This window comes from Tepidanaerobacter syntrophicus, from assembly GCF_001485475.2.
Taxonomy (GTDB): domain Bacteria; phylum Bacillota; class Thermosediminibacteria; order Thermosediminibacterales; family Tepidanaerobacteraceae; genus Tepidanaerobacter; species Tepidanaerobacter syntrophicus.
This window is the reverse complement of record NZ_DF977003.1, coordinates 93,817-119,839: the sequence shown is the minus strand read 5'-3', so window position 1 is coordinate 119,839 and position 26,023 is coordinate 93,817. Positions and strand designations below refer to the sequence as shown.

26 protein-coding genes are annotated in these 26,023 nt (G+C 38.4%); all 26 read right to left on the bottom strand.

The genetic code is table 11. The features are described 5' to 3' along the window. Positions 1-2 precede the first annotated feature (2 nt). On the bottom strand, positions 3-1,796 hold the full coding sequence (nuoF, locus tag TSYNT_RS09465) for an NADH-quinone oxidoreductase subunit NuoF (RefSeq protein WP_059033465.1): 1,794 nt from the start codon (positions 1,794-1,796) through the stop codon (positions 3-5). A gap of 30 nt (positions 1,797-1,826) precedes the next feature. Further along, on the bottom strand, positions 1,827-2,201 hold the full coding sequence (locus tag TSYNT_RS09460) for a (2Fe-2S) ferredoxin domain-containing protein (RefSeq protein WP_083497734.1): 375 nt from the start codon (positions 2,199-2,201) through the stop codon (positions 1,827-1,829). Between the two features lies 1 nt (position 2,202). Then, positions 2,203-2,751, bottom strand: a complete 549-nt coding sequence (locus tag TSYNT_RS09455; RefSeq protein ID WP_059033463.1) for an ATP-binding protein — start codon at positions 2,749-2,751, stop codon at positions 2,203-2,205. Between the two features lie 2 nt (positions 2,752-2,753). Continuing rightward, on the bottom strand, positions 2,754-3,242 hold the full coding sequence (nuoE, locus tag TSYNT_RS09450) for an NADH-quinone oxidoreductase subunit NuoE (RefSeq protein WP_059033461.1): 489 nt from the start codon (positions 3,240-3,242) through the stop codon (positions 2,754-2,756). Between the two features lie 78 nt (positions 3,243-3,320). After that, complete coding sequence (locus TSYNT_RS09445) at positions 3,321-4,064, bottom strand: PHP domain-containing protein (RefSeq protein WP_059033459.1); 744 nt, start codon at positions 4,062-4,064, stop codon at positions 3,321-3,323. 3 nt (positions 4,065-4,067) lie between these two features. Next, positions 4,068-4,409, bottom strand: coding sequence for an AraC family transcriptional regulator (locus TSYNT_RS09440; RefSeq protein ID WP_059033457.1), 342 nt, complete (start codon positions 4,407-4,409; stop codon positions 4,068-4,070). Positions 4,410-4,416: 7 nt separating this feature from the next. Beyond that, on the bottom strand, positions 4,417-5,763 hold the full coding sequence (locus tag TSYNT_RS09435; protein ID WP_083497758.1) for a [Fe-Fe] hydrogenase large subunit C-terminal domain-containing protein: 1,347 nt from the start codon (positions 5,761-5,763) through the stop codon (positions 4,417-4,419). Between the two features lie 15 nt (positions 5,764-5,778). Further along, the gene (locus TSYNT_RS09430) at positions 5,779-6,588 is read right to left on the bottom strand and encodes an ATP-binding protein (protein WP_059033453.1); all 810 of its coding nucleotides are present in this window, start codon (positions 6,586-6,588) and stop codon (positions 5,779-5,781) included. After that, on the bottom strand, positions 6,588-7,217 hold the full coding sequence (locus TSYNT_RS09425; protein ID WP_059033451.1) for a redox-sensing transcriptional repressor Rex: 630 nt from the start codon (positions 7,215-7,217) through the stop codon (positions 6,588-6,590). The genes TSYNT_RS09430 and TSYNT_RS09425 overlap by 1 nt, the downstream gene beginning before the upstream one ends. Positions 7,218-7,336: 119 nt before the next feature. After that, positions 7,337-8,269 (bottom strand): FAD:protein FMN transferase, encoded by a 933-nt coding sequence (locus TSYNT_RS09420; RefSeq protein WP_238142694.1) that lies wholly within the window; start codon positions 8,267-8,269, stop codon positions 7,337-7,339. Positions 8,270-8,408: 139 nt separating this feature from the next. Further along, positions 8,409-9,659, bottom strand: a complete 1,251-nt coding sequence (locus TSYNT_RS09415; protein ID WP_059033447.1) for a DUF1015 domain-containing protein — start codon at positions 9,657-9,659, stop codon at positions 8,409-8,411. Between the two features lie 142 nt (positions 9,660-9,801). Beyond that, positions 9,802-10,776, bottom strand: coding sequence for an ABC transporter ATP-binding protein (locus TSYNT_RS09410; RefSeq protein ID WP_059033446.1), 975 nt, complete (start codon positions 10,774-10,776; stop codon positions 9,802-9,804). After that, positions 10,766-11,764 carry an ABC transporter ATP-binding protein gene (locus TSYNT_RS09405; RefSeq protein ID WP_059033444.1) on the bottom strand — a complete coding sequence of 333 codons (999 nt, stop codon included), beginning with the start codon at positions 11,762-11,764 and terminating at the stop codon, positions 10,766-10,768. The genes TSYNT_RS09410 and TSYNT_RS09405 overlap by 11 nt, the downstream gene beginning before the upstream one ends. An 11-nt stretch (positions 11,765-11,775) precedes the next feature. Next, on the bottom strand, positions 11,776-12,687 hold the full coding sequence (locus TSYNT_RS09400; RefSeq protein WP_059034290.1) for an ABC transporter permease: 912 nt from the start codon (positions 12,685-12,687) through the stop codon (positions 11,776-11,778). 20 nt (positions 12,688-12,707) lie between these two features. Continuing rightward, positions 12,708-13,634: an ABC transporter permease gene (locus TSYNT_RS09395; RefSeq protein ID WP_059033442.1), complete on the bottom strand. Its 927-nt coding sequence runs from the start codon at positions 13,632-13,634 to the stop codon at positions 12,708-12,710. An 81-nt stretch (positions 13,635-13,715) separates the two neighbouring features. Then, positions 13,716-15,341: an ABC transporter substrate-binding protein gene (locus TSYNT_RS09390; protein ID WP_238142693.1), complete on the bottom strand. Its 1,626-nt coding sequence runs from the start codon at positions 15,339-15,341 to the stop codon at positions 13,716-13,718. Positions 15,342-15,594: 253 nt separating this feature from the next. Beyond that, entirely contained in the window at positions 15,595-16,764 is a 1,170-nt protein-coding gene (locus TSYNT_RS09385) for a dihydrolipoamide acetyltransferase family protein (protein WP_059033438.1), read from the bottom strand. A 44-nt stretch (positions 16,765-16,808) separates the two neighbouring features. Beyond that, positions 16,809-17,789, bottom strand: a complete 981-nt coding sequence (locus TSYNT_RS09380) for an alpha-ketoacid dehydrogenase subunit beta (RefSeq protein ID WP_059033435.1) — start codon at positions 17,787-17,789, stop codon at positions 16,809-16,811. 54 nt (positions 17,790-17,843) lie between these two features. Beyond that, a complete protein-coding gene (locus tag TSYNT_RS09375) occupies positions 17,844-18,848 on the bottom strand; it encodes a thiamine pyrophosphate-dependent dehydrogenase E1 component subunit alpha (protein WP_059033433.1) in 1,005 nt (334 codons plus the stop codon). A 150-nt stretch (positions 18,849-18,998) separates the two neighbouring features. Further along, positions 18,999-20,051 carry a zinc-dependent alcohol dehydrogenase gene (locus TSYNT_RS09370; RefSeq protein WP_059033431.1) on the bottom strand — a complete coding sequence of 351 codons (1,053 nt, stop codon included), beginning with the start codon at positions 20,049-20,051 and terminating at the stop codon, positions 18,999-19,001. Between the two features lie 40 nt (positions 20,052-20,091). Continuing rightward, on the bottom strand, positions 20,092-21,318 hold the full coding sequence (locus tag TSYNT_RS09365) for an MFS transporter (RefSeq protein ID WP_059033429.1): 1,227 nt from the start codon (positions 21,316-21,318) through the stop codon (positions 20,092-20,094). 81 nt (positions 21,319-21,399) lie between these two features. Continuing rightward, the gene (locus tag TSYNT_RS09360; protein ID WP_059033427.1) at positions 21,400-22,185 is read right to left on the bottom strand and encodes an enoyl-CoA hydratase-related protein; all 786 of its coding nucleotides are present in this window, start codon (positions 22,183-22,185) and stop codon (positions 21,400-21,402) included. After that, positions 22,170-22,487 carry a hypothetical protein gene (locus tag TSYNT_RS09355; RefSeq protein WP_059033425.1) on the bottom strand — a complete coding sequence of 106 codons (318 nt, stop codon included), beginning with the start codon at positions 22,485-22,487 and terminating at the stop codon, positions 22,170-22,172. The genes TSYNT_RS09360 and TSYNT_RS09355 overlap by 16 nt, the downstream gene beginning before the upstream one ends. Further along, positions 22,484-23,935: a 4-hydroxyphenylacetate 3-hydroxylase family protein gene (locus TSYNT_RS09350; RefSeq protein WP_059033422.1), complete on the bottom strand. Its 1,452-nt coding sequence runs from the start codon at positions 23,933-23,935 to the stop codon at positions 22,484-22,486. The genes TSYNT_RS09355 and TSYNT_RS09350 overlap by 4 nt, the downstream gene beginning before the upstream one ends. 29 nt (positions 23,936-23,964) lie before the next feature. Beyond that, positions 23,965-24,825: a 3-hydroxyacyl-CoA dehydrogenase NAD-binding domain-containing protein gene (locus tag TSYNT_RS09345; RefSeq protein ID WP_059033421.1), complete on the bottom strand. Its 861-nt coding sequence runs from the start codon at positions 24,823-24,825 to the stop codon at positions 23,965-23,967. Between the two features lie 14 nt (positions 24,826-24,839). Beyond that, positions 24,840-26,018, bottom strand: a complete 1,179-nt coding sequence (locus TSYNT_RS09340; protein ID WP_059033419.1) for a thiolase family protein — start codon at positions 26,016-26,018, stop codon at positions 24,840-24,842. Between the last annotated feature and the right edge of the window lie 5 nt (positions 26,019-26,023).

Genomic DNA, 26,023 nt, shown 5'->3' with positions numbered 1-26,023 from the left:
CGCTATATCTTGACAATGGCGTCAAATGGGCATCTGTCAAAACAGCTGTTGCATTTTATGCATTTATCCGTATCTATTTTATATGGCTGCTTTCTTTCACCGCTGATCGCACCTGCCGGGCATACCTTTGCGCAAACACCGCAGCTCTTGCATTTTTCAGGCACAACTTCATAATGTATTAAAGCCTTGCAAGCACCGGCCGGGCATTTTTTATCCTTTATATGTGCCTCATATTCATCTCTAAAATATCTTATTGTAGAAAGCACAGGATTGGGAGCTGTCTGGCCAAGGCCACATAAAGCTGAAGCTTTAACGCTGTTTGCCAGATTTTCTAAAAGCTCAATATCTCCTTCTCTTCCTTCACCGTTTGTTATTCTTTCTAAGATTTCAAGCATTCTTTTGGTACCGATTCTGCACGGCGGGCATTTCCCACAAGATTCTTCCTGGGTAAAGGTTAAGAAGAATTTTGCTATATCTACCATGCAGTTATCTTCATCCATGACTATCATACCGCCGGAGCCCATCATAGAACCTGCTTGTACAAGAGTGTCATATTCAATTGGCATATCCAGCAAGGATGCCGGCAGACAGCCGCCCGAAGGTCCGCCAGTCTGGACAGCCTTGAATTTTTTGTTGTTGGCAATGCCTCCGCAGATATCGTATATTACCTCTCTCAGTGGTGTTCCCATCGGGATTTCTACAAGGCCTGTATGGTTGATTTTTCCTCCCACTGCAAATACCTTAGTTCCTTTGCTCTTTTCTGAGCCGATGCTTGAAAACCAGTCAGCACCTTTTAATATAATTTCAGGCACATTAGCAAAAGTTTCTACATTATTTATTATTGTAGGCTTACCCCAAAGTCCCTTGTTTGCAGGAAATGGCGGTCTTGGTCTTGGCTCTCCACGGCGCCCCTCGACTGAAGCCAAAAGTGCTGTTTCTTCTCCACATACAAAAGCTCCTGAGCCTAGTCTTAAGAAGATATCAAAATTAAAGCCGGTTCCAAGGATATTTTCCCCTAAAAGTCCATGGTTTCTAGCCTGTTCAATTGCTATTTCCAATCGTTTTACAGCTATAGGGTATTCAGCTCTTACATATATATAGCCTTCGCTTGCACCAATGGCATAACCTGCAATTTCCATCGCTTCCAATATAGTATGGGGATCTCCTTCCAAAACGCTGCGGTCCATAAAGGCACCGGGATCTCCTTCATCAGCGTTGCATACTACGTACTTTATATCTCCTTCAGCATTTGCAGCAAACTGCCACTTGTTACCTGTGGGGAATCCACCGCCTCCACGACCTCTTAAACCCGATTTTTTAATTTCATCAATTACTTCCTGCGGTTTCATTTGAGTCAGTGCTTTGGCTAAAGCAGCATAACCGTCATTTGCTATATACTCTTCAATTATTTCAGGATTTATAAGCCCGCAGTGTCTAAGAGCTATACGTTTTTGCTTCTTGTAAAAATCGATATCCATCAGTGAGCGGAAACGTTCTTTGGTATCAGGTTCTTTATATAAAAGGCGTTCTACTATGCGGCCTTTAAGCAAATGCTCTTCAACAATTTCAGGAACATCTTCGGGTTTGACTGTGCAGTAATAACTTCCTTCAGGATAAATTAGTACATTTGGTCCAAGTTCACAAAGACCAAGGCAGCCTGTTTGAACCACCTTAACTTCTTTTGAAAGACCCTTTTTTTCTATTTCTTTTTCAAAAGCATCCAGGACTGCTTCGCTGCCGGAAGCTGTGCACCCGGTTCCTTTACACACAAGGACATGGGCTCTGTATATTTCCATTTCTATAACCTCCTTAAGTTATCCCATCTGTTATACATTTGGCACTACATATTCATCAACAACTTGATTATTTATTATATGCTTTACTACAACCTCTCTTGCCTTTTCTGGCGTCATATTGACGTATGTCACCTTTGGCTTACCGGGTTGAATGACATCTACTAATGGCTCATACTGGCAAAGACCTATGCAGCCGGTTTCAGTAACAATTACGTTATCTATATTCCTCTTCTTTAATTCATCTAAGATCGCAAGCATGACAGCTCTTGCACCGGCGGCGATACCGCAAGTTCCCATGCCCACTACTATACGGGTCTTTGTTTCATTGTCCACTCTTAGATTTATCATATCTTTTGCTTGCTCTCTAATCTTTTCAAGCTCCTCTATCGACTTGATTACTGGCATTTTACGCACCTCCATCAATTTCCTTCAAGCCGCTCTCGATGAATTTTTTTATCCAGTCGAGAACCAGCGGATTATTTATAGGCACTTCATGTAGTATCTTTTTTATCTCGCGAGTATCAAAAACAAATTCCTTATCTTGCACTTTATGTCTGTATACAAAGTCAATTTCCGGGTGTGATGCAACAAGCGACACCATCGTATCTGACATACTTCCCAAGGGAGCTCTGTCAATATGGCTTAATATAAATGTGGCTTCAATTGTTGTTCCTTTACCTTTTTTAGAGTAGATCTTTAAATCTCCTCCGCAGCTTTGGGCAGCTTGTGCAAAAAGAGGGATGCCCATTCCTACTTTTCGAGTTGTCCTCGTAGTAAAAAACGGGTCTGACACTTTGCGAGATGTTTCTTCGTCCATACCTGTTCCGTTGTCTTTGATCTTGATAGTTAATAAATCTTTCTTTTTGTCTTCTTCAATTTCAATTTCCACAAGGGATGCTTTTGCTGCTATTGAATTTTGAGCAATATCTAAGATATGCAGCGAAAGTTCTTGCATGATTACTCAAATCTCTTTAAGATATCCGGAACTTTATCAGGGGTCATTCTTCCATAAACTTCATCATTGATAATCATAGCAGGGGCAAGTCCGCAGGCGCCTATGCAGCGGCAGGAATTAAGGGAAAACTTTCCATCATCTGTAGTATCTCCTACATCGATACCAAGCTCGGTTTTTAACCTATCGAGGACTTTCTCTGCTCCCCTTACATAGCAAGCTGTTCCAAGGCATGTTCTTATTTGGTATTTTCCTTTTGGTTTTAAACTGAAAAACGAATAGAAGGTAACAGTACTGTAGACTTCACTTAATGTAATATTTAGTGCCTCTGAAACCATCTTTTGAACTTCCATCGGTAAATATCCGACGATATTTTGAGCTTCTTGCAGTGCTTGTAATAGAGTACCTCTTTTACCTTTGTATTTTTCCAACATTACTTCTACTTGCTTTAGTTTTTCAGCAAACTCTTGTTGCTGATTTAAAACTACTGACATTATTTCTTCCTCTCCTTCGCTTTAAATGTTATAATGAGTTCTTTCACAATATGAATAAGCATATGCATTTATATCTACCTAAGTTACTACTACCTTCCTCCCTTCCAAACCCTTAAGAGCCATAACAACTTCGGCATAATTTAAAGATTCTATATGGAAAAAAGTTTTTTGATAAACCATGTCTTTTAATCTATGAGCATCAGAAGATGTAATCAAGGTGTACCTCTCAAGGCCCGGAAATTTAGTTATAAAATCATTTTTGGAGATCATCCTGGAAAATTCTACTCCGTCAATTCTTAGGCTTTCAGGTATAAAACCAAGCTGACTTATTATGCTGTAGCTACCTCTATCTACATGAGCAGGGATAAGCAGTCCACCAAGCTCTGCCACCATTTTAGAAATATCTTCTACCGTAAAAGAAGTTGATGCAAGCAGCATCCGACATTCTTCATCTAAAATATTGCCTTGGCCGTCTACTATCCACTGATGGCCAAAATACTCAGGCCTATTTTTTATAGAAGGCAGAGAACCGTATACGCATTCTTGCCACTTTAAAAGTGTTTGCATTTTTTCAAAAAAACACAGCAGATGAACTTCTTCCACGCTCTGCACTTCCATACCCGGCACCACTAAAATATCATAGCCACTAGCCAAGTCTATTATTGCTTGAATATTCTTAGCTGAATTGTGATCGCATATTCCTATTATTTTAGTGCCAAGCAGTTTTGCCATATTTAAGATGTTTACGGGAATCATCTCGTCATCGGCGCACGGTGACAAACAGGTATGAATATGAAGATCTGCGCCAAATTCTTTAAGCATTGCCTAAGTCTCCGATAACAATAAATTATACAGTATACCACAGAGCTCAAAAATCGATTTTTCGCTGGAATATATTGCAATATTTTCGGCTTCGGCCTTTTTTATGGTATCTTCGCCTACGGTTACACTTTCGGCAACAATTATTGCCGCAAGATTTAAGAGTGAGGCTACTGCTACTATATTCTGATGGCTTTGAATCGTTATCCAAACCTCATCTTCTTTAGCATGGGCCATGACCCAGCTTAAAAGGTCTGAAGCGTACCCGCCTTTAACTTTTCTATCGAGGTTTGTGATTTTTGTAACTAACTTTAGCGCGAGTAAATCTTGCATAGTTTTTAAATCCATTTATATTTCACTCCTGCCTTTCCTTTGCATCTAAGGTTGGAGGCAGCTTTTGTGCAAGATCATACATCTCGCCGGCCAGCTGCTTTACTCTGTCTCGCAGTTTAAATATACAATCTTCCTCATTCGCTTGTCCTTTTACAATATCTTCAGCCAGTGCCCTGCAGTTTGGAGAGCCACAGCTTCCGCAATCAAGGCCCGGCAAATCCTTTACAGTTTTTTCTAAAAGCTCCATCTTGCGGATAGCCTCTGACAAATCATCATCCAATTTCATTGAAGGCTTTGGTAAAATTGCATTTTCTAAGTCGAAATAACCCTTACGAAAATCTTCGATTACCTTTTCTTTCTTAATTGGGCTTTTGGTGCCCAGTTTTTCTGACAAACGTCGTATCTTGACTCGCGCAATATATTGGCTTTCAACTGCAAGTGCGCCGCCTATGCAGCCGCCTATGCACGCCTGGCATTCAATGTAATCTATGTCAGGGAGTTTGTTCATCTCAATTTCTTCTAGCACTCCAATGCAGTTGTGTATACCATCTACTGCCAGATAATTATCTCCGCCAATTGCTAAATTTTCTCCTCCTGCTCTGCCCCAGCCAATTCCAAGGCCGGAAGCTTCACCGAATATTGATGCCTGTTCTTCTTCATCATCTCCCAGATTTTTTACTATGTCTCCAAAAATCTCTGATATTGAGATTACTCCGTCTACCGACGATTTATTTAATCCTAACGGCTGCCTTACTGCAGTAACTTTAGCAGGGCATGGGCTTATAAAGAAGGCGCCAATTTCTTCGGGCCTCAATCCCATTTTTTCGATTATAATTTCCTTCGCTCTTTGTGCGGCAATTTCCATAGGAGGTTTCACCGGCATTATATTTTTTATAAGTTCCGGAAATCTCACCTGTATAAGCCGTAAAACAGCAGGACAGGATGATGAAATAAGCGGCCGCATTTCTTTGTGCGTATTAATATACTCACGAATTGCAATCGAAACTTCCTCCGCTGCTAAAGGAACCTGGTAGACTTCATCAAAACCGATTTTCTTGAGAGCGAAAATAATGCTTTTTATAGAAGCTTCTTTTTTAAATTGTCCAAAAAAGCTGGGGGCGGGAAGTGCAACATTAAATTTAAACTCTTTTAATTTAGATAAATTATCTGTAATTGCATATTTTGCACCGTTAGGACATATCCTTATGCACTCGCCGCAATCAATGCACTTATTCTCCAAAATATGTGCCTTTCCTTTTCTAACTCTTATCGCTTCCGTCGGACACCCCTTTATACAATTTGTGCAGCCCTTGCATTTATCAACATTAAGAGTAACAGAGTGATAGTACTCTTGTTGCAACGATATCACCAACTTTCAGCCACACTATAGGTAAACAACCATTCTGACCTTTGTGCCCTTTCCAACAACTGAATCTATCTCAAATACATCTGAGAATTTTTTCATATTTGGTAAACCCATTCCAGCTCCAAAGCCTAATTCTCTTATATGTGCAGGAGCAGTAGAGTAACCTTCTTCCATAGCCTTTTGGATGTCTGGTATACCCGGTCCTTCATCTTCTGCAACTATTTCGATGTATGAAGGTGTAATTTCAAAAACTAGCTGTCCTTTATATGCGTGTATCACTATATTCATTTCAGCTTCATATGCAGCAATTGAGACTTTCCGTGCGATAGCAGAATCTATGCCAAGCTGCTTTAAAATCATTTTTGCTTGTTCTGTAGCCCTGCCTGCATTGTTAAAGTCATTACCGGATATACTGTAAACGAGTCTCATAGTCTGTGACCGCTCTTTTTCTTTAGCTTTCGCGTTTTCTGCGGCCCTTCGTTCATCTACACGCTGTCTTAAGCCGGCTTCATATAAAATGCCGCATGCTTCATACAGCGGCAGCTTTGTATTTAAAAGGGGAATTTTAACCTGTTTTGCAAGACTTATAACATCAGCTGGCGGAACCTTGCCCCTGACGAACATAATCGCCACAAAATCGCTCATTACAGCTGTCTGGATAATCTGTCTATGAGTAAGTCCCGTAAGAAGCAAAGCATTTGTTTTAGTATCTGCAAGAATATCGCTCATCAGATCAGCACCGCACGCGCTGGTAACTTCAGCTTCTAAAAATTCTTCTCCCCACAATACATTAGCCTGAAGGAGCTCTTTTATTTCTGACAGCTTCATTAAATTTCCTCCAAATAGTAGGTCAAATATTCAAGTTGAGCAGATAAATCTACCCTCCTTAATACAATATTATCAGGCACCGTAATATTTATAGGAGCAAAATTCATTATTCCTCTTATGCCGGCTTTTACCAATTTGTCTGCAACTTCTTGAGCTGCTTGTGCCGGAACCGCAATAATGCCAAGTTCGATTTTAAATTCTTTTACCTTTTCTTCTAAAACATCTAAATGATAAATATTTATATTGGAAAGTTTTTTGCCTATTTTCTTAGGATCATTATCAAAAATGCATGATATGTCAAAACCTCGTTCATGAAAACCTTTATACTGAGAAAGCGCTCTGCCTAAATTCCCGGCTCCTATGATTGCCACAGGCCAACGCTTGTCAAGGCCTAAGATTTTCATTATATGCATGTAAAGTTCTTTAGAATTATATCCTACGCCTCTTGTTCCAAATTCCCCAAAATACGCTAAGTCTTTTCGCACTTGGGCAGGAGTTACACCTGTGGCATCTGCAATACTCTGAGACGAAACAGTCGTTACTCCTTTTTCATAAGCTTCTATCAGATATCTTGAATATAATGATAAACGTCCAATTGTGGCGTCTGGAATTTTGGCTTTTTTAATCATCTTTCAAACGCTCCTTCGCAATTATTTTAGCATAACGTATTTGATTTTACAATAGAAAAAGTGAAATAAGTCACAATGTTATATTATTGTCAAATGTTTGTTAAAAATTTAACAATATGCTAAATATCTTCTTGTCCGAAAGTTTTATCTATTATCTTAAAATTATAATTTTTAACTCCCGAAGTTGCATATACCTTACGGTCAGTCGTTACAAAAATTGCTTCTATACCTTTTTGCCTTTCAATAAATTTTGTTCCTAAATCTAAACCCATAGAAAATACCATAGTTGACATAGCATCTGCATCTATTGAGCTTTCCGATATAATTGTTACACTTGCAAGACCGTTTTCTACAGGAAAACCTGTTGCTGTGTCTAAAATATGATGATATCTTTTTCCGTTTTCTTCAAAATATCTTTCATATATCCCTGAGGTAACCAATGTTTTATCAGCGACTTCTAAGGTTGCAAAACTGCTTCCGCGTGGTTCAAAAGGATTTTGCACTCCTATCTTCCACAGCTTTCCATCCGGTTTTTCCCCTAGAGCATAGATATTTCCTCCCAAATCAATTAAACCGCTTTTTACTCCGTTTTCTCTTAAAATTCGTGCCGCTTCATCGGCGGCATAACCTTTTGCAATTGCTCCTAAATCTAGAGCCATTCCTTCTTTTTTTAAAAAAATTGAGTTGCTCTTTTCATCCAGTAGCACTTGGGTGTAATCTACCAATTCTAGAGCTTTTTCTATTTCATCAGGTCTAGGAATGCGAGCTTTGTCAGTTCCTATTCCCCATAATTTTACCAAAGGCCCGATTGTTATATCAAATTTCCCCTGGGATAACCGAGAATATTCCAGCCCTTTTTTAACTACATAAAATGTGTCAGGGCTTACCTTGTAAGATTCCTTTCCAGCTCGTTTATTTACTTCAATTATTTCACTAGAATCAGCATTTACTGTCATCTTACTTTCGATATCGCCAATTCTGGCAAATACCTCATCAATGCTAGAAGACGCATTTGGCCCAAATGCCTCGATTTTGATTATTGTATCAAGCATAAAATTTGTTTTTTCGATTACTTTCTCGCCTTCTTGGTTATTTTGGCAGGCGCAGGCGCAAAGCGTACATATAAAAATTAAGAGAATAAATTTTGATTTTGCTTTACCGATATTGTGTTTCGCAGTGGATTCCTCCCTTTTAGTCTTCTAAAGAATGGATGAATATTCCGCTTTGCAGTTTGGGCTCAAACCAAGTAGACTTTGGCGGCATTATCAAACCCATATCCGCAATTTTTATAAGATCGTCGATAGGTGTTGGATACAGCGAAAAGGCAATACTTGCCTTTCTGCTGTCAACGAGTCTCGCTAATTCATCTATGCCTTTTACGCCTCCGACAAAATCAATTCTGTTATCTTCTCTTGGGTTTGTAATTCCAAAAATAGGTGATACTACAAGATTTTGCAGTATAGACACATCAAGGCTTCCTACGGGATCATTTTCATCAAAGCTATTTTCTCTTACCCTAAGTCCATACCATTTTCCGTTTATATACATTCCAAAAAAATGCTTGGCCCTTGGTTTAAAAGGATCTTTTCCTTCATAAACCAGCTCAAAATTTCCTTCGATTTTCTCCAGCAATTCTTTTTCACTAAAACCGTTTAAGTCCTTTATTACTCGATTATATTCCATAATAGTGAGCTGTTTATCCGGGAAAATTACTGAAAGAAAGTAATTATACTCTTCGTCGCCGGTATGATTAGGATTGCTTTGCCTCATTTCTAATCCAACCTTTACAGCTGCAGCCGCCCTGTGGTGTCCATCAGCTATATATAGTGAGCTTACTTTAGAAAACATTTCAGTCAATTTTTTGATAGTAGTTTCATCATCTACAATCCAAACAGTTTGCTTTACGTTGTCAACTGAAACAAAATCATAAATCGGTTTATGATTTAAAATCCATGATTTTATTTCATTGCTTATCTGTGGGTCTTCCTGATAAAACATCATAATCGGCCCGGTATGGGCTTTAGTATATTTTACATGGTTTATTCTGTCCTGTTCTTTCGCTTGAAGTGTGTTTTCATGCTTCTTTATAACATTGTTTACATAATCGTCTATCGAGGTGCAAGCCACTATCCCTTGTTGGATTTTTTCATCTCTAGTCAATTGATAAATATAAATACAGGGATTTTTATCTCTTTTATATACTCCTTCCTTAATCATCTGTGACAATTTTTCGCCGGCTTTTTTGTAAACCCTAACATCATACGGATCGACAGGTTCGTCGAAATCGATTTCCGGTTTATCCACATGCAAAAAAGAATAGTTGTTGTCTTTAACTAGCTTTTTTGCTTCCTCGGTTGTAACCACATCATACGGCAACGCCGCAACCTGTGCCACTTTATCTTTTGTAGGTCTTAATGCTCGAAACGGTCTTATTACTGCCATAATATCCCCCCCGGTGTCAAGATTGGTTTTGTCAAACTACAAATTAAGGCCATCAAGCAATACAAAGCAATCATTACCTGATGACCTGATTTTAGCATATGTAGCATTTGCCTTTCAACAATAAATAGTAAACTTGGTAAAATTAATATAAATGGCATGCAACAAAATGTTCATTACCGATATCTTTTAAAATTGGCTCTTGCTGGCTGCACACAGGCATAGCATACTGGCAGCGGGTATGGAATCTACAGCCAGTCGGCGGATTTATCGGCGTTGGCACGTCACCTTCCAAAATAATCCTTTCTCTTTTTGCTTCCGGATCAGGAATAGGTATTGCAGAAAGAAGTGCTTTAGTATAAGGGTGGAGTGGATTTGAATAAAGTTCGTTTTTCTCCGAAACTTCAACTATTTTCCCCAGGTACATCACGCACACCCTATCGCTTATGTGTTTTACTACGCTTAAATCGTGGGATATAAATAAATAAGTTAGTTGAAATTTTTGCTGTAGTTCTTGCATAAGATTCAATACTTGTGATCTTACAGAAACATCAAGAGCAGAAACCGGCTCATCACAAATAATAATTTCCGGATTTACAGCAAGGGCTCTGGCTATTCCTATCCTTTGGCGCTGCCCGCCAGAAAACTCATGAGGATATCGCCGTATATGCTGGACATCCAGACCTACAATATTTAAAAGCTCGAGTATCCTTTCTTCTTTTTCTCGGCCTTTTGCAAGCCCAAAAATATCCATAGGCTCTCCTACGATATCACCTACAGTCATTCGCGGGTTAAGCGAGGCATAGGGATCTTGAAATATAATCTGCATTTTTTTTCGTAGTTCCCGCATTTCTTCTTTTGTCAGCTCCAGTATGTTTTGGCCATTGTATGTAATCTCCCCTTCAGTTGCATCAATAAGCCGTAAGATAGCTCTACCCAACGTTGATTTGCCACAGCCGGACTCGCCGACAAGGCCCAAAGTTTCTGCTCGCTTTATAAAAAGGTCCACACCGTCTACTGCCTTAACATATCCCACTGTCTTTCGCAGCAAGCCGCCTGTAATCGGAAAATACTTTTTTAATCCCTTAACTTCAAGGAGTCTATCGTTTTTAGATTCCAATATCCTCGCCCCCTTCCCACTGGTCGCTGTATTTCCAGCAGCTCACCTGATGATTATTGCTGCTAATTAATGCCGGCTCACGGTTTACACATATATCTTTCGCTTCAGGGCAGCGCGGGTGAAATCTGCATCCTTTTGGCATGTCAAAAGGATTTGGCACCGTTCCTTCAATGACGTAAAGTTTTTCTCTGGGCTGATCTAGCCTTGGGATCGACTCCATAAGGCCTATTGTGTAAGGATGTTTCGGTTCCTTGAAAATAGTTCTGACATCTGCATATTCCACAACTTTCCCTGCATACATAACAAGTACATTCTCCGCCATTTCTGCTACTACGCCCAGGTCATGAGTTATGAGCATGATAGAAGTATTAAGTTTTTTCTTTAGGTCCTTCATCAACTCCAGTATCTGTGCCTGAATGGTCACATCTAAAGCTGTTGTGGGCTCATCCGCTATAAGAAGAGACGGATTACATGAAAGAGCCATTGCAATCATCACTCTTTGCCTCATGCCGCCACTCATCTGGTGTGGAAAATCATAGACCCGTTTTTCGGCCGAGGGTATCCCAACCAATTTTAACATTTCCACAGCTTTATCCATTGCCTGTTTTTTATCTAGGCCTTGATGTAATTCAATTGCTTCTGCTATCTGCTCGCCTACTGTAAAAACAGGATTAAGTGATGTCATTGGCTCTTGAAATATCATCGATATATCATTTCCCCGAATTTTGCGCATTTCGGATTCAGATTTTTTAAGAAGATTCTCTCCTCTGAATAAAATTTCACCATCCACAATCTTGCCCGGAGGGCTGGGAACAAGACGCAAAATCGAAAGAGATGTTACACTTTTACCGCAGCCTGACTCACCTACTATTCCAAGCGTTTCTCCCTCTTTTATGGAAAAGTCTACACCGTCAACAGCAGGAACAACTCCATCCTCAGTAAAAAAATATGTTTTGAGGTTTTTTACTTCAACTAAGTTTTTAGACATAATTCGCCTCCTTACTGCTTAAGCCGGGGATCTAGAGCATCCCTTAAGCCGTCGCCAAAAAGATTAAAGCCCAACACTAGTAGCATTATAGCTAAACCCGGAAATACAGACCACCACCACTGGCCTGAAAGAAAATATTGCTTGCCTTCGCTAATCATATATCCCCAGGCAGGTTTAGGGGGTTGGATACCGAATCCCAAAAAGCTAAGAGACGATTCGAGCATAATTATGCTTCCTATTTCTAAAGTCGTTTGAACTATAATAGGTGCCAAAATGTTGGGCAATATATGTTTTAGCAAAATCCTGCTGTCTTTTCCCCCCATGGCTGTTGCAGCTTCCACGAACTCCATCTCTTTTACTTGAATAACCTGGCTTCTGGCAACTCTGGCAAAAGACGCCCACGAAACTATACCAATAGCCATATACAAAAGAGGCAGACTTGGAGGCAGATAGGCTACAAGAGCCAAAACAAACAGCAAAAATGGAAATGCAAATATTACATTTGTCAGCCATGTTATAAAATCGTCAATGAAGCCACCATAATAACCGGCAATGCTTCCAAGTGCAACTCCTATGACAACTGATATGGCCGTAGCCGCAAAGCCTATCTGCAGTGAAATTCGTGCGCCATAAATTACTCTTGTGTAAATATCTCTTCCGTATACATCAGTTCCAAACCAATACTTAGCACAGGGTGGGCAAAGTCTTGCAGAGGGGCCTTCTGTCCAAATAAATTGTTCGTAAGGATCATATCGTGTTATATAGGGTGCAAAAATCGCAGCAAGACAAATAATTATAATGAGCCACATACCAAACATAGCAAGCTTATTTCTTTTAAGTCTACTCCACCCATCTGCCCAAAGACTGCGGCCTTCCATTTTTTGATTAGGTTTTGTTTCTTTTTGCTTATTTTCTGCTTTCATTTCCATGATTCTACCTCCGATCAATCGTATTTAATTCTTGGATCAAAAAATGGATAGGAAAGGTCTACTATAAGGTTGGCTAAAACAAAGATAAAAGCCATGAATAGAACCACGCCTCTTATAACCGGAAAATCCCGATTTGTCAGCGCCTCTACGCTAAGTCTTCCAAGGCCAGGCAATGAAAATATCTGTTCTGTGATGACCACACCGCTCAAAAGACTTGCAACTTCAATACCGATTACAGTTACAACGGGAATTAAAGCATTGCGCAGTGCGTGTTTCATTATAACAACCCGTTCAGATAAACCCTTAGCTCTTGCAGTGCGGATATAATCTTGTCTTATTATCTCCAGCATGCTCGAACGGGTAAGCCTTGCAATGAGAGCTGCAGGTCTAAGTCCTAGAACAATTGATGGCAAAACATAATAAATAAGCTCGCCGTTTCCGGTGCCGGTCCCAGGAATCCAACCAAGTATCACACAGAAAAGCACCACAGAAAGCAGAGCCACCCAAAACACAGGCGCAGATATACCAAGAATCGCAAAGAACATCGCCCCATAATCAATCCACGAATACTGCTTTACAGCAGAGATAATTCCCAGAGGCACGCCTACGGCAACGGCTATAATTATAGCAAAAAATGCCAGCTTAAAAGTCACCGGTATTCGCGTTGCTATTGCCTCCACTACTGTCATATTATTTCTATATGAACGTCCAAGATTGAGAGTAAGGGCATTTTTCATAAAGTCGAAAAATTGGACAGGCAAAGGTTTGTCCAGCCCCATTTCATGCCTTATTTTTGCTATAGTTTCAGGATTACCCCTTTGCCCCATCATAATTCTGGCTGGGTCTCCTGGAACAATCGTGGTAAGTATAAACACTACAGCAATTACGCCTATCAGTACAGGAATTGCTCCTACAAGCCTTCTTATAACATAGTTTAGCAAATCCCCTTTCCCTCCTTTTACGATACTTTCGAAGAATTTGTGTATGGCTTCCTTATTTAAGGAAGCCATATGGTAAAACTTTTATTTTTGTATGTCAAGCTCGGTGTATTTAAGTGAATATGCTCCAAAGAAAGGCACTCTCATATTTTTAACGTATGGCTGAGCCAGACCATGAGTGGTATAGTGATATATAAAGAGCCACGGTGCCTCCTCGCGAGCTATCGCTTCAGCCTCTTTATATAGTTTTTCACGAACCGCAGGGTCTGTTTCTTTTCTGGCTCTTAAAGTTAGGTCATCGAATTGCTTATTGCTAAAACCTGTATAGTTGCCATTAGGTCCGATGTTATTTGAATGAAGCAAAACATATAAGAAGTTATCCGGATCCGGATAATCGGCAACCCATCCCATTCTAAAAAATGGAATTTCCAGTCTGTCTGCAGCATCTAACAATGCTCCCCAGTCTACGTTCTTTAATGCAACATCAATGCCCACCTGTTTAAATTGGGCTTGAAGGGCTTCGGCTATTCGCTTATGGCCTTCGCTGGTATTGTAAACCAGTTCAACCTTTATTCCATTGGGATAGCCGGCATCTTTCAAAAGTGATTTGGCTTTCTCAACATCATATGTGTATTTCGGTTGGATATTTTCATCATAACCCATCATTCCCGGAGGCAGCGGCCCGCTTGCCGGAAGTGCTCTGCCGTTCATAACCATGTTTATAAGGCCTTCTCTGTCAATTGCATAGTTGAAAGCCTGTCTAAGTGGCTTGTTATCTTTAAAAGGAGCCATTGTCAAGTTAAATCCGTAATAGTATGTTCCGAGCTCTGCTCTCTCAATGAAATTTGGCATTTTCTTGGCTTCTTCATAATACGGATCGTCTACTTCTTCAATTATATCAAAGTTGCCCAATCCAAATTCCGTCCACTGCATTGCCAAATCAGTAACAATACCAAATTCTACACCGTCAAGATACGGTAGTTGGTTGCCATCTTTGTCCTTTGCCCAATAATTTTCGTTTTTGGAAAGAACGATTTTATCATCTTGGACCCATTGTTCAAATTTGAATGGTCCTGTTCCTACGGGATGGAAATTAAATTGTTCTGTGCCATATTTTTCTACGTCTTCTTTGGGAAGAACATTGAAAGTATTATACGCCAAAACGCTCAAAAACGGAGCAAAGGGATAATCAATTTCGATTTTTAAAGTATAATCGTCAATCTTGGTAATTCCCGCAATTTGTTCTGTTTTTTTGTCTTGATAGTCCTGATAACCTTTAATCATATCAAGGAAATAAGCCCTTGGTGAATTTGTATCTGGATTTAATATGTAGTTAAATGTCCAAATCCAATCATCGGCAGTTACTTCTCTGCCTCCGTTAGCTGTTGGTTTGCCTTCAATTGAGTCATGAAACTTGACGCCTTTTCTTAGGTGAAATATATATTCTGTGCCATCTTCAGAAATGTCCCAAGACTCCGCTAAAAGCGGCTGTACTTTTCCATCATTGTCATAGTCTACTAATGTTTCAAATATCTGATAAATAACCCTTGCAGAAGAAGTGTCTGTTGCAAAAACCGGATCAAGCTTTGGCGGATTAGACATAACGCCTACTCGCAAAATTTTGCTTTCGCTTTGCTGTGGCTGTGTGGTGCCTTCTTCGGCTGGCTTTTCGCCACCGCATCCGGCTAAGGTTGTAATAGCTAACAGCAAAACAAGTAATACTACCAGGCTTTTCTTTAATATTAAATCCCCTCCTGAAATTAAATTTTTTGTAGCATCTTATTAAAACCCTTATTCTATATATTCGATAAATATCTAGAAAATCCTTTTAATTTTTTTCTTGGTTTACTATTGATATTTTGCCAAAACTTTCTTGGATACGTTTGATGCGCATACAAAAATTGGGAACTTAGTTAAGTTCCCAAAAAACGCAAAATTTAGTTTGTAATTGTTACTCTGTTAACTACAATAAATAAGTTTCAGCATTTTCTATTACCTCTCTTAAATCTTTAGCAAAACGTGCAGCTACTGCTCCATCTATGGCTCGGTGGTAACAAGCTAGTGACAAACTAATAATCATTGCTATATCAATTTTTCCATCTACTATCCACGGCTTTTGTCTTATAGCACCAATATAAAGAAGAGCTACTTGAGGCGCATTAATTATTGGAAAGCCCAATTCTGCTCCATACGTGCCAAGATTAGATATAGTAAAAGTTCCTCCGCTTATATCACTCGGAGCCAGTTTGTTTTGTCTTGATTTTTCAGCTAGCCTTTCTATTTCTTTGTGAATTTCCTGTAGTGACCTTTCATCAGCATTCTTTATTACCGGAACAGTTAAACCATAAGGAGTCTCTATTGCTACCGAAATATTTATTTTTTTCCAATTTTTTATCTCATTTTCTTTTTCCATGGTAGCATTTAGTTTGGGATGTTTTTCTAACGTAATAGCAACTAATTTTATCAAGAGATCAGTATATGAAAATTTCATTTCGCTTATCAGTTTTTCTCTAGCATTAACTAAGCTATTTGCGTTCACTTCCATAAATTGTACAATATGAGGAATATTTTTCCAGCTTTCAGTAAGATGTTCTGCGGATATCTTTGCAAAACCAGTTAGTCTTATTAATTGATAATTTTCCTTTTCTTTAAATTCCTCTATATATTTTTTTACATCTCTATCTGTAATTAGACCATCGGGTCCAGTTCCTATAACGTTTTCTAAATTCACTTTTAATTCAGTTGCTAATTTGCGAGCAAAAGGTGTAGCTTTAATATTCCTAATATCTTTAGGTATTGTATCTTTTGCTTTTTCAGTCTTTTCTCCCAAGGTATCTTTTGTTGTATCATTTAATATTTCTGATAATAACTTATTCAGCTCTTGTTCGTCAAATTCTTCGTCCGGCAGTGAAACTATTGCAATAGGTGTTCCGACATCAAAATCTCCTTCTTGATGGATTATTTTTCTTACTATTAAATCATACGGGGCTTCAACAGTTATGCTGGATTTTTCACTTTCCATATTATATAATGGCTCATTGGCTTTAACTGTATCTCCCTCTTTTACTAACCACTCAACAATTTTTCCTCTTCTAGCTGACATGCCAAAGGCGGGTAGCTTGAGGACATTCATATATATCTCATCCCCTTCACTTTCTTAGATATAAAGTGCAATGCCTAGTATCTCATAACATCTTTTACGCCCTCAATAATATCTTCAACTTGAGGAATTGCCATCTGCTCCAAAACTATGTGAGCTGGAATTGGCACATCTTCTCCTCCTACTCGTTTAATAGGTGCTTTCAGATCAAATAAGGCTTCTTCAGCTACAATAGCGGCAACTTCTGAACCGAATCCACCCGTTTTTGGCGCTTGATACACTGTTACAAGCCTTCCGGTCTTTTTCACAGAATCAAGGATTGTATTTTTATCTAAAGGATAAAGTGTCCTTGGGTCAATCACTTCGATATCAATACCTTCTTCTGCCAGCTTTTCAGCAGCTTTCATGCTTTTTGATACCATTTCACACGTTGCCACAACTGTAACATCTTGCCCTTTTTTCTTAATATCTGCCTTGCCAAAAGGAATTAGGTATTCTTCCTCTGGAACCTCTCCTTCGCTAAAATACAAGCTTTTTGGTTCAAAAAATAGAACAGGATTTTGATCTCTTATTGCGGTTTTTAGCAGTCCTTTTAGCTCATAAGGCGTAGAGGGAACAGCTATTTTTAATCCTGGACAACCTAAAAATAAAGCTTCCGGACATTGTGAATGCTCAGGACCAGCTCCTCCCGAAAGACCTGATGGCATTCTCAATACCATAGGAACATTTATGCGTCCCCCATGCATATATCTCCATTTTGCCATTTTAGCCCAGATTTCATCCATTGCACACTGGAAAAAATCTGCATACATCAGATCAATAACTGGGTGCATCCCTGAAATAGCCATACCTACACCGCTGCCCACCAATGCCATTTCAGAAATCGGAAATTCAAACACTCGTTCTTCTCCAAATTCATCTATTAATCCTTTTGTTGTACCATAAAGGTCCCCGATTATTTTTATATCTTCTCCATAGCAAACAACGGTTGGATCCCTTCTCATCTCTTCTTTTAAAGCCTCATTTATGGCTTGACCACCGGTTATTTTTCGAGTCATCTATATAACCTCCTAAAAATTTAATAGTTTAGCTTAAAAATTTTAAAATTGACTTTATTCTGCAAACAATCCTTGGAATATTCTCTCCTTGCCAGGCTGTGGTGCAGCAGCAGCAATATCAATTGCCTCTTTTATTTTTTTAACAGCTTCGGCCTTTATTTCTTCAGCTTCTTTTTGAGTAATATATCCTGCCGCAAATAAGCGATCATAAGAAATTTTTAATGGATCCCGTTTAATCCATTCCTCCACCTCTTTTGGATCTCTATAGCTTATGCCATCGTCTCCTACAAAATGCCCATAATGTCTATACGTATCCACTTGGATCATCGATGGTCCGTCACCACGTCTTGCTCTATCTACACATTCTTTCATCGTTTCGTATATTGTTAAAGGATTGTTACCATCCTTTACAACATATCCAGGCACCCCGAATCCCTCGGCTCTGTCAGCAAGATATTCTTTTCTTGCGGAAACGTTTTTTTCACTCACAGACATTGCATATCCGTTATTTTGTAATATGAAAATAACGGGCAACTTCCTATAACTGCACACATTTATTGATTCTTGCCATGTTCCACGGTTTGCTGTGCCATCTCCAAAAAACACTGCCACAACTTGGTCTGTTTTTCGGAATTGAATAGATATTCCAGTACCGGTAGCCAGTGGAAAACAGCCTCCTAATGTACCACTTTGGCCAAGCATCCCGAGGCTTGGTTCAATCATGTGAATTATTCCTGCTCCAAAGCCCCTTGTGCTTCCAGCCATTGTTCCTAAAAAATCGCCGAAAATATCGACTAATGACATTCCTCTTGCAACTTGAGTATTTACTCCACGATGATGATAGTAAACATAATCATCTTTTCTTAACGTGGGCATAACCCCGGCCGCCGGTGCCTCTTCGCCTTTGCCAGGATGATGAGAGCCGGTTCGACCTTCTTTAATTAATCCTAAAATTGCATCATCAACGCTTCTTTCAAGAACCAATGTTTTATAGATATTCAACACAAAGTCCTTCGGGTATTTACCCCAGTCTTCAATCGGTTCTACTACTTTAGACATTTTAAAACCTCCTATTTATTTTAATCTTTTATTTATTATCTCTATCATTTTAGGTATAAAAATATACGCGTCTTAGAACATGATGAAGATAATATTTCAATAAAACTAAGAAAGAACATCTATAGATATCCATGTTCACGATTGAGTTCTTTATGGTTTAACCATAACCTTTATGGATTTATAGGCATCTGATTGCACTTCGAAGGCTTCTTGAATGTTGTCTAATGAGAAAACATGGGTTATTAGATCTTGAGTAGTTGCTTTCTTTTCTTTTAAGTAATTAATTGCTACTGGAGCGCTGCCGCCAAAAGCGCCTAATATTTTAGGAGCTTTGTGCACAATTTTTGTAGTATTTATAGGTGTTTCTTTTTCTGCAAGTGCTACAATTGAAATAGTTCCGCCACTTCTAACTATTTCCAGTGAATCTCTTATGGTAGATGGCACGCCGGCAGCCTCCACTACTACATCAGCCATGGCTCCAACATTGAAATGATAAGGGCCAATCCCCACCTCCTCTTTGCATCGCTCTAAGACACTTTCTGTATTTGCATTAATAATTGCATCAGCACCTTTTTTCTTTGCTGCATCAAGTCTTAGTGGCGATACTTCACTCACTACTATTTTCCCCACTGGGACAGATTTAAATATTTGAAGTATGACATTGCCTATAAACCCAGCTCCTAAAATAACCACTTTATCATCTTTTTGAGGTTCGGTTATCAATACGGCATTAGCTGCTACACTTGTTGGTTCAATAGTGGCAGCTGTGATATCGTCAAGTTCATCCGGAATTTTGAAAACATTTACATCTAAACTTGCGTTTCCAATTTTTATATATTCTGCATATGCGCCGGGTTTTCCGTATCCTGTGCAGGCTTCAAATAAGTGAGGGCACATTGCATACATTTGTCTCTTACACCAATAACACTCCCCACAAAGTTCGGCTTCAGAAGCAAAAACTCGCTCTCCTACCTCCAAATTCTTGACATTCTCTCCAACTTTCACAATTTCGCCACAATATTCATGCCCCATTATTTGACCTGGTTTAATGTATAAACCTAATTTATAACTATGAACGTCAGAACCGCATATCCCACAATATTTTACTTTAATTAAAATATCATTTGGGCCAATATCTGGCACTTCTATATTCTCAACCCTAATGTCCAAAGGTTTATAGTAAACAGCAGCTTTCATTTTCATTATATTAATAACCTCCTTCAATATATTAAGAGATCCGCTTCTATTTTTTTATCCCCCTAGGACCTGTTTCCGGAAGTAAAAAAGTAAACACTATAGGTAAAATTTGTGAAAAAGCAAATATGAATAAAGTTGTATTTAACCCTATACGAGAAGCTAGCCATCCGCCGACTACCGGTGATAAAAAAGCTGCGGCATTGCCTAGCCCAAATATAAATGCATAGGCTCCTCCTAACATACTCGGTGTCATTCCCTTAAGTTCCATCGGTATCGTAAGTAATGCCGGCGTCCATCCGGCAGCTCCAAACCCCACTAATATTACTGAAATGTATAACATTATGCCTGGTTTAAAGCTTATAGACCCCAATAAGCCAAAAAGAATGGCAGTATGAAGTGGCCATGTAAAAATCTTTCTTTTTCCGATGATACTCATCAGCAAACCACAGACAAGACCTCCGATTATACCGGAAATAGTTATCAAGCTTGTAATGCTGCTTGCAGCAACGGCATTTAATTGTCGATATTGTTGGTAAAATGTAGGTAAAAATGTAGTAAAAAACTGAAACTCCCACATACCGCCAAAAAGTGCTATCGCAAGATACCAAACTTCTCTTTTTTTAATCGCAGACCTAAGAGCGCTTTCATGCTTTTTCTCTTCAATATTGGGTCTTTCGCTTGTTTCGATTACCTTTTCTCGTCCAAATGCAAGCCATAGAAGGGCTAGGGTAATAGCAGCAAAACCATAGGTAGCAAGGGCTTTCTGCCAGCTTCCAAATCTATAGGTAAGAGGAAGTGTCAGAGAAAACGCTAGTGTCATACCTACATAAGTCAAGCATGAGTTAATAGTATTTATAAATGGTTTTTCATTATCAGGAAACCATGTCATTATCAAAACTCCGGGTATTGCTGTCATCATCGCATATCCTATGCCTAAAATCAGACGAGTTAGTAAAAAGTTGCTATATGCTGTAACCAAGATTGCTAAAGCTCCACCCGTTCCTATCAGTAAAAGTGCTATCGCAAAAGCAATTTTTGCTCCAAACTTTTCTATTAGAAAACTTGCTAAGGTAGAAAAAAGCGCCACACATAAAGGCATAATTGAAATAATCATGCCTGCTTGTGCAAGGTTAATTGATAAATCTTTAATAATGGTCGGCAATAGCGGAGATGGAGCAAGCCATAGGGCACTCATCATGGCTGTTCCAAATACTATGAATAGTTCAACAATCCATCTGTAGTTAGAAATTGTCTCTTTATTTTTATTATCCATGTGTGTTTACTCCTTCATAAGGGAGTATTTAGCCTCCTTTCCTTTTTCATTTTTATAAGATATTCGCTAACCATATTTTGTTTACTCATTTACAAATTTTGGGTTACGTTTTTCTAAAAAAGCTAGCATTCCTTCTTTTTGATTTTTTGTTGAAAAGCACAAGCTAAATGCACTTGATTCTAATGTCATCCCTGCGCCCTCTGAAGTTTCGATGCTTTTATTAATACTTTCTTTAGCTAGTTTAAGGGCAAATTTGCTTTTTAAAGCTAAGTCTTGTGCAAAATTCTTAACATTCTCTATTAATTCATTATCTTTGACAACATAATTTACTAAGCCTATTTTTTCGGCATCATAAGCATTAATCATTTTTCCTGTATATATCATTTCCTTGGCTTTAGCTATACCTATAATTTTTGTTAACCTTTGAGTTCCTCCAAAGCCCGGCATTATTCCTAAATTAATCTCTGGAAAACTAAATTTAGCCTTTTCTGAAGCTATTCTTATATCGCAAGAAAGGGCTAGTTCCAATCCTCCTCCAAGAGCAAAGCCATTTATTGCAGCTATAATTGGTTTATCATAATTTTCTATAAAATCAAATACTGCTTGGCCGAACATCGAAAAAGCTTTAGCTTCTGAGCATGTCATATTTACAATTTCATTTATGTCTGCTCCGGCTATAAAAGCTTTTTCTCCTTCTCCGGTTATAATAATACTACTTATTTGCTTTTCAGATTTTATCTTTAATAGTTCTTCGTATAATTGCTTTAACAGCTGTTTATTTATAGCATTTAAATACTTCGGACGATTAAATTTTATTAATAATACATTCGGAGATAGATTTTCTTTGATAATCAACCGTTCCTCCATTGTTTTCCCACCTTTGTAAGTTCTTGAGCTACTAGCAACATAATTTCGTCTTCAAACAGTACTTTAAAGTTTGAGTTTTTGCCATTTATAATTATTAAATTTTTTATTTGAGAAAAATCTTCTGCTTTGATGCACGCAGTACTACAACCATTTAATATTACTAAGCCATCGACTTTAGAAAGATCAAATGCAATAGTTAAGTGTAATTTTTCTAAAATATCCTGTATCTTCTTAAAAGTTTCTTCTATATCAACTTCTGAGTTGCATCCTCCACAACATTTTATGCCAATAGCTTTTATCATTTTTCTTTTTCAATGCCTGCCAAATCTTCTGCCAACTTTTTCTTCATTTTAAGATTTGCTTGCTTTAAAATCATTATTTTTTGAGCTTGAGGCGATCCTGCGCCATGCATAGACTCTACTAAAGCAGTACCACCTGTCATATTTTCGATTAATCTAAAAATTCTCATTCTATTTTCTGTAGGTATATTATCTACGCCTTTTAAATATTTTTCTATTAAATACTTTAGTTGTGGATTGTTTAAATCCGCCTCTGATGGAAGAGTAGCAACTAAGCCGCCTGCAATATCATGGCACAATCGGCATATCTCATATATATAACGTGTTACATTTAGTTTTGTCACATTAGCCAAAAGTGGATTCACTATATATGCACCGGAATCTGTTTCGTGCCCTTGATCCGAACAAGCAATGGAACAAGAATATAAAGTTTCTGTCATATTAACCATTTCGGCTATCTTATCTTTTATATGAGATGCACTAGCTACTCCATTATACTCTGCAGCAGCCACTGCGCTGCCTATTATCACATCGCTTACGCCAGTTTTGCACCCACCATAATTTTGTCTATGATACGAAGCAAACCTTTCTACAAACAAACCTGTCCATTCCCATTCACCGCACATAAATACGCGTTCCCATGGAACAAATACGTCGTTAAATATTGTAAGGGCTTCGCCCCCGACTATCCCATATTTATAATTACCTTTATCCATTGTACCCTCTTCTAATCGGCGGGTATCATTGGTTTGTCTTCCGAAAATATGAATTATCCCCTTGGTGTCAACCGGAATAGCAAAAGCTAGGGCATAATCTTTGTCTTCCTCACCCATAGCCAGAGTAGGCATTGCTAAAAGTTCATGTGAATTTATTATCCCTGTTTGATGGGCTTTCGCTCCTCTAACGATAATTCCCTTATCATTTTTTTCTACAACATGCAAAAATAGATCAGGATCTTTTTGTTGACTAGGCTTTAAGCTTCTGTCACCTTTTGGATCAGTCATTGCACCAGCTATCATTAAATCATTTTCTTGTACATATAACAGATATTCTTTAAATTTTTTGTGATAATTTGTACCATTTTTTTTGTCTATTTCATATGTGACTGTATATGTGGCATTTAGTGCATCCCACCCTACACATCTTTGAAAGCAAGCCCCTGTTTTTTGGCCTAGAAGTCTTAGGGCCTTTACTTTTTTTACAAGATCATCCGTGCTCTGATGTATATGAGTAAAGCGATTAATTTTTTTACCTGTCAGATGTGATGTAGCTGTTAGTAATTCTTCATATTCAGGCATGTTTGCTAATTCATAAGTGAGAGCTGCACTATTTATATGTGGTAAAAAGCTCGGATATCCTAGTCTGTCATCTATCTTTTTACCAAGATAGAAAACTTCTGGATTTAGCTCTTTTAAGCTTTCTCGATAAGAATTTCCATTTTTTAATGTCATTAAGGAAACCTCCTAAATTTATTTCTTTTTTAAATATATTGCTTTTGTGAATAATCGAAGAATCCTTTTCCTGTTTTTCTTCCAAGATAACCAGCCCTGACCATTTTCCGAAGAAGGGGACAAGGTCGATATTTTGAATCGCCAAATTCGGTGTAGAACGTTTCCATAACTGCCAAACATATATCTAGGCCTATCATATCAGCCAGCGACAATGGCCCTATCGGATGTCCGGCACCTAATTTCATACCTTTATCAATGTCTTCTGCATCTGCTACATTTTCCATTAATGCATAAACAGCTTCGTTGATCATAGGCACTAATATTCTATTGACTACAAATCCCGGAGTTTCATTTACTATAATAGGAGTTTTTCCAATCTTTTCAGCAAAATCTTTTATAAAATTTATAGTGTCCGGCGATGTGCGGGCTCCCTTAACTATTTCTATTAAAGCCATTACTGGTGCCGGATTGAAAAAATGCATTCCTGCAACTTTTTCTGGTCTTTTGGTGGTATTAGCAATTTCTGTTACACTTAAAGCTGACGTATTTGTAGTAAAAATTGTTTGTTCTGGAAAAATGTTATCTATTTTTTTAAAGATATCTTTTTTTATCATTAGATTCTCTGCCGCAGCTTCTATTACTAAATCAACTCTCGGCTGTATATTGTCCAAATCATACGCTGGATTAATATTGCCTAAAATTCCATTTTTCTTTACTGGATCAATTTTCCCCTTTGAGATTTTTTCATCCAATAAGTGTTCTATATTTTTTAGTGCATTTTGAACTATTTCAGCTTTTATATCATATAAATAGACTTTGTTATCTGCTTCAGCAGCAGTGTAAGCAATACCGGAACCCATGGTGCCTGCACCTATAATTAAAACGAACATTTTTTAATCTCCCTTCAAATTACCCTTTCTATCAAAGTTGCAATGCCTTGTCCTCCTCCTATACACATAGTAATTAAGGCAAATTTCTTCTGAATCCTTTCTAGCTCCCACAAAGCTTTCACCATTAATATTCCGCCAGTAGCCCCGAGCGGATGGCCTAAAGCTATTGCTCCCCCGTTCGGATTAACTTTATTCATATCCCATTTAAGAATTTTGGAACAAGCTAAATATTGAGCTGCAAAAGCTTCATTACATTCAATTACATCAATATCATCAAGTTTTATTCCTGTTTGTTTTAAGACTTTTTGAGTAGCTTTAACGGGCCCCAGCCCCATCATCGATGGCTCAACACCTTCAACTGTAAAACCTCTAATTTTAGCTTTTGGCTTTATATTTAATTTTATACTTTGCTCCTCACTTGCTATCACAACTGCTGCAGCGGCATCGTTTAATGGAGAAGAATTTCCCGCCGTTACTGTTCCGTTTTTATCAAAAGCTGGTTTAAGTTTTGAAAGAGTTTCTATGCTGGTATCTGGTCTTGGACACTCGTCATCACCAATGATTAAATTTTTATTGTAATTCTTTAATTCTATCGGAATGATTTGATCTTTAAAAAAGCCATCTTTCAAAGCTTTTAAAGCTTTCATATGGCTTTCATATGCTGTCGCATCTTGTTCTTCTCGTTCAATGCTATACTCTTTTGCCAAGTTTTCTGCTGTAACTCCCATATGATACCCTAGTATAGGGTCAGTGAGCACTGCAATTAAACCATCTTTTAAAATTACATCGTTAAGTCGTGCTCCCCATCTTGCTTCATAAAGCAAATATGGTACATTGCTCATGCTCTCCATGCCGCCTGCCACGCATAGCTCATTTATTCCCAGAATTACTTTTTGAGCAGCTATATTTATAGAGTCTAACCCTGAACCACATAATCTATTTACAGTAAGAGCCGACGACGATACTGGTAGTCCTGCTTTTAGAGCCGCAGTGCGACTAGCATATGCGTTTTCACCATTTTGACAAGTGCAACCCATTATTACTTCTTCTACATTTTTTGGGTCTATTTGTGATTTTATAAGCAAGTTTTTGATAACTATGCTCCCCAGATCAGTCGCCGAAAAACTTTTTAAGCTACCGCCATATCTGCCAATTGGTGTTCTCAAGCCCTCTAATATATATGCTTCCCTCATATTTT